Annotated in this window: 12 protein-coding genes; all 12 read left to right on the top strand. The window is 53.1% G+C overall.

What is annotated here, in order from left to right:
* A partial coding sequence (locus FFM79_RS12125; protein WP_371852209.1) for a hypothetical protein occupies nt 1-399 on the top strand: 399 nt, incomplete at its 5' end.
* A gap of 141 nt (nt 400-540) precedes the next feature.
* A complete protein-coding gene (locus tag FFM79_RS12120) occupies nt 541-1470 on the top strand; it encodes a nitronate monooxygenase (protein ID WP_137643744.1) in 930 nt (309 codons plus the stop codon).
* Between the two features lie 230 nt (nt 1471-1700).
* Complete coding sequence (locus FFM79_RS12115) at nt 1701-3239, top strand: endonuclease MutS2 (protein WP_137643743.1); 1539 nt, start codon at nt 1701-1703, stop codon at nt 3237-3239.
* A gap of 246 nt (nt 3240-3485) precedes the next feature.
* On the top strand, nt 3486-4277 hold the full coding sequence (gene murI, locus FFM79_RS12110) for a glutamate racemase (protein ID WP_137643742.1): 792 nt from the start codon (nt 3486-3488) through the stop codon (nt 4275-4277).
* Nucleotides 4278-4337: 60 nt separating this feature from the next.
* Nucleotides 4338-5705, top strand: coding sequence for an APC family permease (locus FFM79_RS12105; protein ID WP_137643741.1), 1368 nt, complete (start codon nt 4338-4340; stop codon nt 5703-5705).
* Nucleotides 5702-7225 carry an amidase family protein gene (locus tag FFM79_RS12100; RefSeq protein WP_137643740.1) on the top strand — a complete coding sequence of 508 codons (1524 nt, stop codon included), beginning with the start codon at nt 5702-5704 and terminating at the stop codon, nt 7223-7225. Before FFM79_RS12105 ends, FFM79_RS12100 begins: the two co-directional genes overlap by 4 nt.
* 226 nt (nt 7226-7451) lie before the next feature.
* Complete coding sequence (locus FFM79_RS12095; protein WP_137643739.1) at nt 7452-8330, top strand: DMT family transporter; 879 nt, start codon at nt 7452-7454, stop codon at nt 8328-8330.
* 270 nt (nt 8331-8600) lie between these two features.
* Nucleotides 8601-9524 (top strand): type I pantothenate kinase, encoded by a 924-nt coding sequence (coaA, locus tag FFM79_RS12090; protein WP_137643738.1) that lies wholly within the window; start codon nt 8601-8603, stop codon nt 9522-9524.
* Nucleotides 9525-9617: 93 nt separating this feature from the next.
* Nucleotides 9618-11174: a glutamine-hydrolyzing GMP synthase gene (guaA, locus tag FFM79_RS12085; protein WP_137643737.1), complete on the top strand. Its 1557-nt coding sequence runs from the start codon at nt 9618-9620 to the stop codon at nt 11172-11174.
* Nucleotides 11175-11342: 168 nt separating this feature from the next.
* Nucleotides 11343-11612: a helix-turn-helix domain-containing protein gene (locus FFM79_RS12080; protein ID WP_137643736.1), complete on the top strand. Its 270-nt coding sequence runs from the start codon at nt 11343-11345 to the stop codon at nt 11610-11612.
* 326 nt (nt 11613-11938) lie between these two features.
* Nucleotides 11939-12205, top strand: a complete 267-nt coding sequence (locus FFM79_RS12075; protein WP_225424453.1) for an AbrB/MazE/SpoVT family DNA-binding domain-containing protein — start codon at nt 11939-11941, stop codon at nt 12203-12205.
* Nucleotides 12206-12270: 65 nt separating this feature from the next.
* Nucleotides 12271-12606: a type II toxin-antitoxin system PemK/MazF family toxin gene (locus FFM79_RS12070; RefSeq protein ID WP_137643735.1), complete on the top strand. Its 336-nt coding sequence runs from the start codon at nt 12271-12273 to the stop codon at nt 12604-12606.
* Nucleotides 12607-12725: the final 119 nt, after the last annotated feature.

The raw sequence follows: 12725 nt of genomic DNA, 5'->3' as shown, positions 1-12725 counted from the left end.
CCAGAGCCAGAGCCAGAGCCAGAGCCAGAGCCAGAGCCAGAGCCAGAGCCAGAGCCAGAGCCAGAGCCAGAGCCAGAGCCAGAATTGGATTCAGTGCAGGACATCCAACCAGTCCCGACCGTTGAAGCTGATTCCAAAGCGACCGTTCAGCGGACCACCAGCCCCGTAAAAGCTGAGGAACCTGCCAAGCGGGTCGTCGAAATTCATTGGGCCAGTCCGGCGGTTAAGCCTAGCCAGGCCGCCCAGAAATCAGCTGCATCGGCGGCATCTCGTTCGCAACGGTTGCCACAAACTGACGCGCGCGGTTCTAACCACCTTTCTTTATGGGGACTGATTTTGTTAGCGATTACAACCAGCTGGCACTGGTTAACGACCCGCCGGTCATCCCGCAACGAGTAAAGAAGGGCTAATTTGCGACATCCCCAGCCAAATGTCAATGGTAATTATCCCGATATTGTGATAATCTTAACAATAAGTGGAGACGGAGAATCACCCGGCAGTGAACTGCCAGTACCAACGACTGAGGAGGATGATGGCAACATGACAATTACGGAATTATTAGGAATTCAGTACCCAATCTTTTCTGGCGCAATGATGCGGATCGCTAAACACGAACTCGTTGGCGCCGTATCGGAAGCGGGCGGCTTGGGAATCCTGGCTTCGGCGGGACTTTCGACTGACGAACTGCGGGCTGAAATCAAAGCAACTCGTGAAATAACCGACAAACCATTTGGGGTCAACTTAATGCTCCAAATGAAGAATTGTCCGGACCTGGCGCAAGTCATCATTGACGAACACGTTCCGGTCGTTACGACCGGGGCTGGGAACCCGGCGTCCTACATCGGACCACTGCACGCTGCCGGGGTTAAAGTCATTCCCGTCATCGCGTCCGTGCACCACGCCCATAAAATGGTAGCGGCCGGAGCCGACGCCGTTGTGGCTGAAGGCCAGGAGTCCGGTGGTCACATTGGCCAAACGTCGACGATGGCCTTGTTACCACAAGTCGTGGACGCCGTGGACATTCCGGTCGTGGGTGCCGGGGGCGTCGGTGACGGCCGCTCGATTGCCGCCATGTTCGCGCTGGGTGCGAGTGGCGTCCAGTGTGGGACCATCTTCCTGACGGCCAGTGAATGCCCGGTTGCCGAGGCCTATAAGCAACGGGTCCTCGCCGCTAGTGACACCGATACGATCGTGACGGGCCGTAGTCAGCGCGATCCGGTCCGGGCGCTGAAGAACCCGATGCTCGAACAGTACCTATCCTTGGAACAAGAAAATGCTTCGGCTGACCAGTTGCACGCGTTGGCGGACGGCTCGTTTGCCAAGGCGGTTGACCAGGGCGACATGGCTAATGGGACGCCGATGGCCGGAGAAATTGCCGGCATGTTGACGACCATTCGCCCAGCTAAGCTCATTATTGAAGACCTCTTCAAGCAGGCTGGACAAGTCGCCGAATCGTTAGTTATTAATTAGGGATCACCTCATTTCCAATGCCCCCGAGACCGGCTTTAGGCTTGCGTTTCGGGGGTGTTTTTTTGCAAAGGTTGCCAAAAGGTAATCAAGATGATAAGCTATGACCATTATTTTAAACGGAAAGGGTGAAGTTGATGAGTGTGGCAAAATTGTCTGGTAATGGCACTTGCGCAGTTTGCGCATGATTTGGCAGGCAATCTAAGTGTGTTGCCTTGCCTTAAGGAGAACACATGCAAGTAAAGATTCAAGAAACGTTACAATTAGATCAATTGTTGGCGACGGTTGCGAGTTATACGCACAGTCAAGTAGCGGCAGCGGCGATTCAAGCGACGCCGGTTTTACCGGATTTAGCGGCCGTGAGCGCTGAGTTAGCATTAACGCACGAGGCGCACGCGCTGTTGGCGGAAGACGTCCGGCTTACTTTTTTCAACCTGGACGAACTGACCGTAGTTAAAACGAAGTTAACGCAGGGGCGCTTACTAACCCCCGCCCAATTACAGGTGGTGTTGACCCTGCTAACGAGCTGGGAACGCTTGAAGCGGGTGTTAGCGGCGCGGGCAACGCAAGCCCCCCACTTGGCTGAATTGGTCGCGGCGGTGACGCCGTTGCGCGGTTTACGGCAACGCTTGGCGCAGTCAGTGGACGAACACGGTATTCGCGATGCGGCCACGCCGGAACTGGCGGCTATTCGGCAGCAGTTGCGGCAACAACGGGCTAAGGTGCAGTCCGAGGTCGCCCGCTTTATTCAGAAGCATCCGGGACAGTTACAAAGTCGCCAAGTGATTCGGCGTGATCAGCACTACGGGGTGCAGTTGAAGGCCAGCTATAAGCACCAGTTCAAGGGCACCGTTTTGGGCCAGTCAGCGACTGGTGCGACGGTTTACTTTGAGCCCGGTAGTGTTACGCAGAGCGGCCGGGTGCTCGCGACGCTCCTAGAGCAGGAGGACGCGGAAGTGTACCAAATCGTCGCGACGCTAACGGGTGACCTAGACGCGCACTGGGCGGAACTAGCGACGCAAATGGCTAGTTTTAGTCGGCTGGACCAAATTTTTGCCCGTGGTCAGTACGGGTTAACGCTGGGAGCGATTCGCCCCCAGTTAAACGCGGACCAGTTGGTTAAGATCGTTGGTGGCCGGCATCCGCTTCTTGGCACGACGGCGGTGCCACTAAACGTCACCTTGCCCGCGGGACAGAGCCTGATGATTACGGGGGCCAACTCGGGTGGTAAAACGGTGGTATTAAAAACGATCGCCCTGTTTTCACTGATGATCAAAATGGGGTTGGAAGTTCCGGCGCAACCCGGGACCAACTTAGCCGTCTTTGATCAGCTATGGCTCGACATCGGTGACCAGCAGGACTTGACCGCGCAACTGAGTACCTTTTCGGGTGAAATGACGACGCTCGTCGACATTACCGCCAACCTGCGTCCTAACGCCCTCGTCTTATTGGATGAGATTGGGAGTGGGACCGATCCGGACGAAGGCGCGGCCCTTGGGATCGCAATCATCGCCGATTTGTTGGCCCGGCAAGCCAAACTAATTGTAACGACCCATTATAGCGAAATAAAACGCTACGCGGTTGCCACCCCGGCCTTTATCACGGCCGCGATGGCGTTTGACCGCCAAACGCTTCGGCCAACGTATCGCTTACTACTGAACCAGGTTGGGGAAAGTGAAGCGATGTGGTTAGCGGCCCGCTTAGGGTTGGATCCGCGCATCGTCGCGGCAGCCCGGGCCCGGTTGGCCCACTCATCAACGGACCTAAATTAAGTCGCATTCAATAACAGGCGGCTCGTCTTCAGCAAAACGCTGGGGACGGGCCGCTTTTGCGTTCTCAGCGTTTGTTCGGACGGTAAGCATCGCTTTGCATTGTAACGAATTATTAGCCCACAACACCAGATTATGGTGGGGTTGCGCCTGATGGACTTTATTTTCATAAGGATTCGGGGGTGGGACTAGTGGACAAGGAGGCACGTGCTATACTAATTATTAAAATTTGATTAGGAGTTGATGTGAATGACACAACAACCGATTGGTGTGATTGATTCGGGCGTGGGCGGGCTGTCCGTGCTCCGCGCCCTGCAACGGCGGTTGCCGGCCCGGCAGTTCGTGTACGTTTGCGACCAGGCCCACGTCCCGTACGGAACCAAATCTAAAGCCGTGGTGCGCACCTTGACGTGGCGGTTGGTGCGGCAGGCCCTGGCTTGCGACGTACAGGCGCTGGTGATTGGCTGCAATACGATCACGGCTTTGATGCTGGCGGAATTGACCGCGGCGTTGCCGATTCCGGTCTTTGGCATTATTGAGGCTGGCAGTCAGGCGGCTAACCAGACGTCACAAACGCACACGATTGGGGTGATTGGCACCGAGCGGACGATTCAGGAGCGGGCCTACGTGCGGGCGTTACACCGGGAGTCGCCGCGTAACCGGGTCGTTCAATTAGCTTGTCAGTCGTTCGTTTCAATGGTAGAAAATTTACCACTAACGCGGGCCCAAGTCGTTCAGGTTGACCGGCAGTTAGCGGGCTTAAAAACGCCGGGCATGGATACCGTGGTTTTGGGCTGTACGCACTTTCCGCTAATGCGGGCGACGATTCAGGCGGCTCTGGGCCCCGCGGTCCAGTTAGTGGACCCGGCCATCACGTTAGCGGCGCAGGTCGCAATGACCCTGGAAGGGGCCACTAGGTTGGCTCGTCAGCCGGGTGCGCGTCATGATCAGTATTATACGACTGGTCAGCCGGAACGGTTGGCGCAGGTGGCTATGGATTGGCTAGCGGTGCCGGTGGAGGTGCGGGCGTTACGTGGTTAGCACGGAGGAGTGCAATTGGTCATTCAGGATTCAGACAGGTACGAAAGGAAGCCGATTAGAATGAAAGTTTTAGCAAATCAACGGGCGGTTCAACCGCTCCCGAGAAAGTTAAACCGGTCGTTAAATTTGGTGGAAGCCATTTCGTTAGCAACGTCGGACATTTCGCCCACGACCGGCGTGTTCGCCAACATTCCAGTCGTGTTAGCGCTGGCCGGGACCGGTAGTTTTACGGTCGCCCTATTGGCTGCGGTGACGGCCCTTTGCGTTGCGGTCACGATGGCGGAAATTGGCTCCGCTTTTCCGCAGTCGGGCGGAATCTATTCGGTGATTAGCCGGGTGTTTGGCGCCCGGGTGGGGTTTGTGGCTTTAATTGCGTACCTTGCGGAAGGAATTTTCATTCCCGCGATTACGTCGATGGGGGCGGCGACCTACTTAGTGGCCGTCTTTCCCCAACTCAACGTGCACCTGGTGGCGGTGGTAATCATGTTACTGGCTACGGGGATCGCGATTATGAACATTTCGGCGACCGGGAAATTTACGACCGGGTTGCTAGTGTTGGAATTACTGGTCGTCACGGGCATTACGGTTGGGTGCCTGTTGCACCTCCAACAACCCGTTAGCACTCTCTTTAGTGGGCGCGTCTTTGTGAGTGGCAACGTGCGGCCCGTCACGGTGACGACGATGTTTGCCGCCATGGCGGTCATGTTACTGTCGTTTAATGGTTTTGATTCGGCGCTGAACTTTTCTGAAGAATTGAAGGGCAACCAGCAACGGGTCGGGCGTTCCGTGATTACTGCGGCGGTCATTGGCATCATTGCCCAGTTGATTCCGTTGGCGTTGATTATGTTAGCGGCGCCCTCGCTGACCGCGTTTTTACGCGCCGGTAACCCGGTTAACTATGTTGCCCAAAGTGTACTTGGTGGTCCGGGCCACGTTCTTCTAAGCTTAGGAATTGCGGTGGCGATGTTTGCCTGCACGATTGCGGTGTTGCTACAATTTTCACGGGTCCTGTACACCAGCGGTCGCGATCACATGTGGTTTGGCGCCTTGAACCGCTGGCTTCAAAGTTTACATCCACGTTACCAAACACCGTGGAAGGCAACCATCCTAGTTGGCGGCTTGGGGGTAGCGCTTAATGGCATTTCCAACCTGGGCGACTTAGTGGCCTTTACCGCGGTACTGATCGTGGTCCTGTACGCGTCAATCGGCAGTTGTGACCTCGTCGCGCGGCTGCGGCGAACGCGGCTACCGTATCGCAGTCGCCTCGGCGTGATTGCGCCAATCATCACGATTGCGGCCTCGCTGTACGCCTTATCGCAACAGGCGCCCAAGAACTTATTGATCTCAGCGATTATTTTGGGGCTAGCCGGGCTGACGGCCGTGTTGCGGCGCCCCAACGTTCTCATTAGAAAGGAAGCAACAAAATGAAGGTTAGTGACGAACACCGATTTTACCAGTTTGCCGCGCAGCTCGGGCTATCGCGGGCGACGGCCACGACCTACTGGCACCTGATTGAGCAGCGGTTCTTGCCGTCGTTTCGCAAGTTGGCCGCGTATACTGACGAACGGGAGCCGCTGCAGGTCCCCGAGCGGGCCTTTCAAAAGCGGCCGTTTCAGGACGACCGCTTGAACGCCTGGTTGGTTAAAGCGGCGATTCAAAAAACGGCCCACGGTCCGCTGGCCAATTGGCGCTTTACCGTAAAGGATAACGTGGCGGTGGCGGGGTTACCGATGCAGCTGGGGACCCACTTGATGGCCGGGTTTCGACCGGCGGAGGACGCGACGGTGGTCCAACGGTTATTGGCAGCCGGGGCCTGTCTGACCGGTAAGGCGGTCAGCGAAAACCTGTTTTGTGCGGGGAGTAGTTTTACCGCGGATACCGGGGCGGTCGCCAATCCCAGTGCGCCGGGGTATTCGGCGGGCGGTTCTTCGAGTGGGGCGGCGGCGTTGGTTGCGGATGGCCAGGTCGACGTGGCGCTCGGCTGTGATCAGACGGGTTCGATTCGAATTCCGGCGGCCTGGTGTGGCGTGTACGGCTACTTGCCGTCGCGCGGGTTGGTGCCGTATACCGGCATCGTGTCGGTCGACCCGCTGTTGGACGGGGTGGGGCCGTTGGCGCGCGATGTCGCGACGTTGACTAAGACGCTGGACGTGATTGCGGGGCGCGATGGTCAGGATCCTAGGCAAACTCCGACTAACCCGGAGAAAACGGCCTTCAACCGCCACCTCAACCCCGACTTGTCTGAACTCACCATCGGGATCGTCGCTGAAGGTTTCCAGCTCGGGGTCTCGGAACCCGCCGTGGACCAGGCCGTGTTAGCCGAAATCGGCCAGTTAAAACGCGCGGGCGCCGCGGTTAAGCGGATCACGTTGCCCGCAATGCGGCTGGGGCGGACGTTGGCCGACGTGTTAAATACGGTCAGTACCTACCGGCAGTTAGTTTTGAATGGCGGGGCGCCCGCCGGCCAGGCCGGCAGCTATCCCAACGATGTGACGGACGCGCTCCGCCAACGCATTCAGCCGGACCAGTACGCCGAACTGGCGCCAATCGTGCAGGCCATCGTGTACAGTGGCTGGTTAACGAGCACGGACCCCACGATGAATTACTATAACCGCGCCCAGAATTTGATTGCGACGTTGCGGGCGAAGGTCGCGACGGCCTTTGAAGCTTGCGACTTACTGGCATTACCGACGGTGCCGTTTCGAGCGCCGCGCTTACCGCAACCGGACGCGCCGTTAACGACGCAGGTAACGGCGGCGATGGGGATGGACGTTAACACGGGCATTTGGAACGTGTTGGGCTTACCGGCAATTTCAATTCCGTGTGCGGTTCCCGCTGGCACGCGGCCGGTGGGCTTGATGCTAGTCGGCCCGGCCATGGCCGACCAGCGGGTACTGAACGCGGCGTACGCCCACGAATTGGTGCGGGCGGCGCCACTCGAAGATTAAGGTGATTCACGAACCTAATTAACCAAGGATAAGCCAAACTAATCGTCGCCACGGGAACGCCGTGCTGGGTGCGTTGCGGCGACTTTGTTGAAGGGCGACCCGGATTAAAAAGCGGCTTTTTTTCAAAAAGATTGATTAGCGTTTAATTATTTCAAAATTATCGTGCTATAATACCAGACGGAAAAGAGATTGGTGCTAAAAATTCGGGATAAAAGAGTCGGAGAATATGAATTCGCAAAAGTTGTTTGGATCCGTGTTACTAAGCGTGGCGGCGGCCATCTGGGGTGGGACCTTCGTGGCCGTTAAGGAGGTCGTCGGGGTGATTCACCCGTTGCAGCTCGTCTGGTTACGTTACTTCGTGGCGTTGATCTTTCTGATTGGCTTTTCACTAGTCAAGCGGGAACGCTGGCATTTTCGCTGGCGCGACGCGAAGTGGTTTGCGCTGATTGGACTGACGGGTTACACCGTGTCAATCGTGATGCAGGAGACCGGGACCTGGTTGTCGAGTGCCCAAACCGGGGCGGTCGTGACCGCCTCGACCCCAACTTTCATGGTGCTCTTTGCCTGGTTGCTGTTTAAAGAAAAGCTCAACCGGGTCAAAATCTGTGCGCTGATCATGGCGACCCTGGGCGTTGTGATGATCGTTGGCGTGCATCTGAGTGGCCGGCACGTTTTGATGGGCGTGGGACTCCTGATTTTAGCGGCGCTGAGTTGGTCGTTGATGTCGGTGCTGATTAAAAAGGTACCGGATTACAGCGCGCTTCAAATTACGATCATCGCGACGGTGATTGCGCTGGTTTGTTTGACGCCGTTTATGCTGGGGAGTTTTCCGAGTCTGGCCCGGATTAATTTTGCGGCGCCCAAGATTTGGTTCTGCTTGCTCTACGTGGGCGCGATTTCGACGGCGTTAGCCTTCGTGATGTGGAATAAGGGACTAACGTTGATTGATACGAGTGCGTCCGGTTTGTTTTATTTGTTGCAACCGATTGTTGGTACGTTGCTCGGCTGGTGGTTACTGGGTGAGGCGCTGACACTCGGGTTTGCGCTTGGTTCGGCTTTAATTTTAAGTAGTGTGTTTATTTCGGTGCGCTATGCGGACGCGTAGTGCATTTGGGGTTCGATGGTATGCAGTGTTGATTTGCTAACAAAGATGCCCACAGGGTTTTCGCCAACCGGTGACACCCGCTGCTGGCGGCAATCTCAACACCAATTGGTACAGAACCACTTTTGGGCGGCCCGCGGTTAGGGGCGCTTTTTTCGGATGGGGATTGACACCGTTTTCAAATTTAACCAACTTTTTCCCATTTTCAGCCGGATTGACGATAATTTCATGGTATAATCTAGCCATTAATTTAGTAATGGTGGCAGTCATATTATGGAAGAACAGTTGAATTATTACCGCTTCTCACGCGATCAGTGGAAGCAATTTTACCAAAACGGGCACGTGCCCCTGACCGCGGCGAACCTGCGCGAAATCAAGGCGTTTAACGACCGGATCAGCCTCGATGACGTGCAGGCGATCTACATGCCGCTGGCCCGCCTGTTACAAGCGAAGTTTGAGCATTACCTCTCCTGGCGCGAAACCGAATCATCTTTTTTGCGCCGGCAAAACAAGCAATCGCCGTTTATCATCGGTGTCTCGGGGTCGGTGGCGGTCGGCAAGACGACCACGGCGCGGCTGTTGGAGATCCTCTTTAAATACTTATACCCGGACCGGCGGACGCAGTTGATCACGACGGACGGTTTTTTGTACCCGAACGCCGAGTTGAAAAAAATGCAGCTGATGGAACGCAAGGGCTTTCCAGAAAGCTACAACATGCCGCGGTTGATCGAATTTCTAAACGACGTTAAAAGCGGGAAGCCGCTCGCCAAGTCACCCGTGTATTCGCATCAGACGTACGACATCGTTCCGAATCGCTACAACGTCATCACGCACCCAGATATTTTGATTATTGAAGGCATTAACGTCTTACAATTGCCGTCGAACCAGCACATCTACATTAGTGACTTTACCGACTATTCGGTGTACGTTGATGCGGATGCGGATTTAATTGAGAGCTGGTACTTAGACCGGTTCAAGGCGCTGATGAAGATTGCTAAAGACGACCCGCAGAACTATTTTTATCCGTGGGCGATTGGTGATCCGGCCGACGCGATTGCGATGGCCGAGGGCGTTTGGGAAGACGTTGACCTGAAAAACTTGAATGATTATATCTTACCGACCCGGAATCGTGCGGATTTGATTTTACATAAGGTCGCGCACCATTTAATTGACGCGGTCTATTTTCGTAAGTATTAAACGCTAAGAAATTTCTCATATTAATTGACTGGTCACGCGGAAATCAGTATGATAGACCCATTGAACATTAACAAATCCAAAGGAGTGAACAACTTGGCAAAAACGAACACCGCGTCATTCGACTCGATCCTCGTGTTGGATTTTGGGAGTCAGTATAACCAACTGATTACCCGGCGCATTCGTGATTTCGGCGTGTATTCGGAATTACTTCCGAATACGATCACGGCCGAAGAAATCAAAGCCCGCCACCCTAAAGGGATTATTTTCTCGGGTGGTCCCAACAGTGTTTACGATGATGGCGCCTTTCGGGTTGATCCGGAGATCTTTAATTTGGGCTTACCAATTTTAGGGATCTGTTACGGGATGCAACTGATGACCTACATGCTTCCGGGCGGTAAGGTTGAATCGGCGGATAATCGTGAATATGGGAAAGCCAACATCCAAGTGACGAACGACGCGGCCAACCTCTTTAAGGGTACGCCGGCCGAACAGTCCGTTTGGATGAGTCACGGGGACCTAGTCACCGCGGCGCCGGCTGGTTTTGACGTGGTCGCGACTTCTAAGAACTGCCCAATCGCAGCGATTCAAAACGTTGACAAGCAGTTTTACGGAATTCAATTCCACGCGGAAGTGCGGAATACCGATTACGGGAACGACATTTTAAAGCACTTTGCGTTTGACGTTTGCCAAGCAGAAGCGAACTGGTCAATGGACGACTTTATCGATATGCAAATCGAAAAGATCCGGGCCGAAGTTGGCGATAAGAAGGTCTTACTAGGTTTATCCGGTGGGGTCGATTCCAGCGTGGTTGGGGTCCTATTGCATAAGGCGATTGGGACGCAATTAACCAGTATTTTCGTGGATCACGGCTTACTCCGAAAGGGTGAAGCTGACCAAGTGATGGCGAGCCTGGAAGGTAAGTTTGGCTTGAACATCATTAAGGTCGATGCTAAGGACCGCTTCCTAAGCAAGTTAGCGGGCGTTAGTGATCCCGAAAAGAAACGGAAAATTATTGGGAACGAATTTATCCAAGTTTTCGATGAGGAAGCGACGAAGTTACACGGGATGGAATTCTTAGCCCAAGGGACGCTGTATACCGACGTCATCGAAAGTGGAACGTCGACGGCTCAAACCATCAAGTCGCACCACAACGTGGGTGGCTTGCCGGAAGACATGCAGTTTAAGCTGATCGAACCGTTGCGGACGCTCTTCAAGGATGAAGCCCGCGAACTCGGTGAAAAGCTGGGGATGCCGTCCGACCTTGTTTGGCGGCAACCGTTCCCAGGTCCCGGTCTCGGAATTCGGGTCATCGGCGAAATTACCGAGGACAAGTTAGCTATCGTTCGTGATAGTGATTACATCCTCCGTGATGAAATTAAAAAAGCTGGTTTAGACCGCGAAATCTGGCAATACTTCACCGTCCTCCCAGGGATCCGCTCCGTTGGGGTGATGGGTGATGGCCGGACGTACGATTATACGGTCGGAATCCGCGCCGTAACGTCAATTGACGGGATGACGGCGGACTTTGCCCGAATTCCATGGGATGTCTTGCAAAAGATTTCCGTGCGGATCGTCAATGAAGTCGACCACGTGAACCGCATCGTGTACGATGTGACGAGCAAGCCGCCTTCGACAATTGAATGGGAATAGCCGGACTGTTAGTTAGCCGTTCTCATGCGCACAAGGGCGCGTTTAAGCCTGATTTTTAAAATTAAAAAATGGACCGAATTCGCTGGAATTTGGTGAAGAGGTGGTACCGAAGTGGTACTGCCTTTTTTGTACACGAGGCGTTCGGATCAGAGAAAAGGGGTAGTCGTGATGACGACGTGGAAAGATTATAAACAGTCGATTACTAGTATTAATGATGACGAAATGACCATCATTAATACACTTAGTCAGTTACAAGCAGAACGCATTCGACGGGGAATTTCACAAAAAGATTTTGCGGAACAAATCAAAATGAAACAGCCACAATTGGCTAAAATTGAGCGACTAGATTCAATGCCGTCACTGACTACTTTGAATCGATATGCGCATGGGCTTGGATTAGAAATTGAGATACGCCTAAGGCCGGTCGAGGCAATGTAGAGATAGCTGCTGGGATTTGGTGAAAAGGTGGTACCGAAGTGGTACTGCCTTTTTTGTTTTAAATGGTTATTTTGCAAGTGAGCGTAAAAAAATAGTGTCATTTAAACGATTTTTGACTAACTTTGATAATTGGTAGTAGGGAGGTTGTTTTAGAAGTTACGTTTATTTTGACAGTAGGTATACAGGGGTGTATACTTACGCTGCTTGTAAATGCTAGTCCTTTACTCGTTAGCTTGTATTTTAAGGAGAGGGATGGTGCGCTGAAATGGTAAACAGTCGCGTCTCTACAAGGAGTTTTAAAACCAATCATATGAATGGGGTGAAGGATGATGCAGTCCGTAAAAATTGTTAAATTAGGTAACTCACAAGGAATTCGACTAAAAAAGTCCCTTTTGAAAGAGATTGGCATTGTTGATCCAATTAATGCGCCAGTTCAAGTTTCCGTAGAGGATGGTAAAATTCTAATTTCACCAGAAAAAGCAGAATCAAAACTTGCTCGTAGGTTTGATAATTTTAATTTAGAAGACTATTGGAAAGCTAATCAAGCAATGGAATATGATTGGGGAAAGCCTACTGGAAAAGAAATGTTCTAATGAAACTAAGTGTTAGATAGACAAACTGTGCGCTAAATCTTAACCAAAAGGGGTTGTATATAAAAATGCAACGGGAATATTTTCCAAAAGGCTCCATCATTAAATTTTCGTTTGATCCAACGTTGGGGCATGAGCAGGCGGGATATCGGCCAGCAGTTATTATTTCGAATGAAGATTTTCAACGCTTTACGCACCTAGTACGTGTCATGCCAATTTCAAATAGGCATGCTCCTTTTCCGCTGCATATTCCACTTGATGGTCGTACTAAAACTACGGGGAGCATTTTTACGGAGCAAATGAAGACGATTGATCCAGTTAGTCGAAAGGTTAAGTATGTAGAAAAGTGTCCCATGGATAAGGTGAATTTGGCAAACGAGATGTTGATTGAATCATTGGAATAGCAAGTGATTCATGTAGTGCGGTTAATATCCGAATTAATAAAATTTATTACGGAGCCTAACTCCCACATCTCGGTAGCCAAGGCGAAAACTCGGTACTTTAGTGCCGAGATGAAGTCAAA

This window comes from Lactiplantibacillus modestisalitolerans (assembly GCF_005405425.1).
Lineage (GTDB): Bacteria > Bacillota > Bacilli > Lactobacillales > Lactobacillaceae > Lactiplantibacillus > Lactiplantibacillus modestisalitolerans.
Note: the sequence above shows the minus strand (reverse complement) of the source record. Positions and strands in the feature narration are given on the sequence as shown.

What these genes read in the sequence shown, in the direction of transcription:
- FFM79_RS12095 (WP_137643739.1), top strand. Translation starts at nt 7,452, where the DNA reads ATGAATTCGCAAAAGTTGTTTGGATCCGTGTTACTAAGCGTGGCGGCG.
- FFM79_RS12105 (WP_137643741.1), top strand. Translation starts at nt 4,338, where the DNA reads ATGAAAGTTTTAGCAAATCAACGGGCGGTTCAACCGCTCCCGAGAAAG.
- FFM79_RS12100 (WP_137643740.1), top strand. Translation starts at nt 5,702, where the DNA reads ATGAAGGTTAGTGACGAACACCGATTTTACCAGTTTGCCGCGCAGCTC.
- FFM79_RS12115 (WP_137643743.1), top strand. Translation starts at nt 1,701, where the DNA reads ATGCAAGTAAAGATTCAAGAAACGTTACAATTAGATCAATTGTTGGCG.
- FFM79_RS12120 (WP_137643744.1), top strand. Translation starts at nt 541, where the DNA reads ATGACAATTACGGAATTATTAGGAATTCAGTACCCAATCTTTTCTGGC.
- FFM79_RS12080 (WP_137643736.1), top strand. Translation starts at nt 11,343, where the DNA reads ATGACGACGTGGAAAGATTATAAACAGTCGATTACTAGTATTAATGAT.
- coaA (WP_137643738.1), top strand. Translation starts at nt 8,601, where the DNA reads ATGGAAGAACAGTTGAATTATTACCGCTTCTCACGCGATCAGTGGAAG.
- FFM79_RS12075 (WP_225424453.1), top strand. Translation starts at nt 11,939, where the DNA reads ATGATGCAGTCCGTAAAAATTGTTAAATTAGGTAACTCACAAGGAATT.
- murI (WP_137643742.1), top strand. Translation starts at nt 3,486, where the DNA reads ATGACACAACAACCGATTGGTGTGATTGATTCGGGCGTGGGCGGGCTG.
- FFM79_RS12070 (WP_137643735.1), top strand. Translation starts at nt 12,271, where the DNA reads ATGCAACGGGAATATTTTCCAAAAGGCTCCATCATTAAATTTTCGTTT.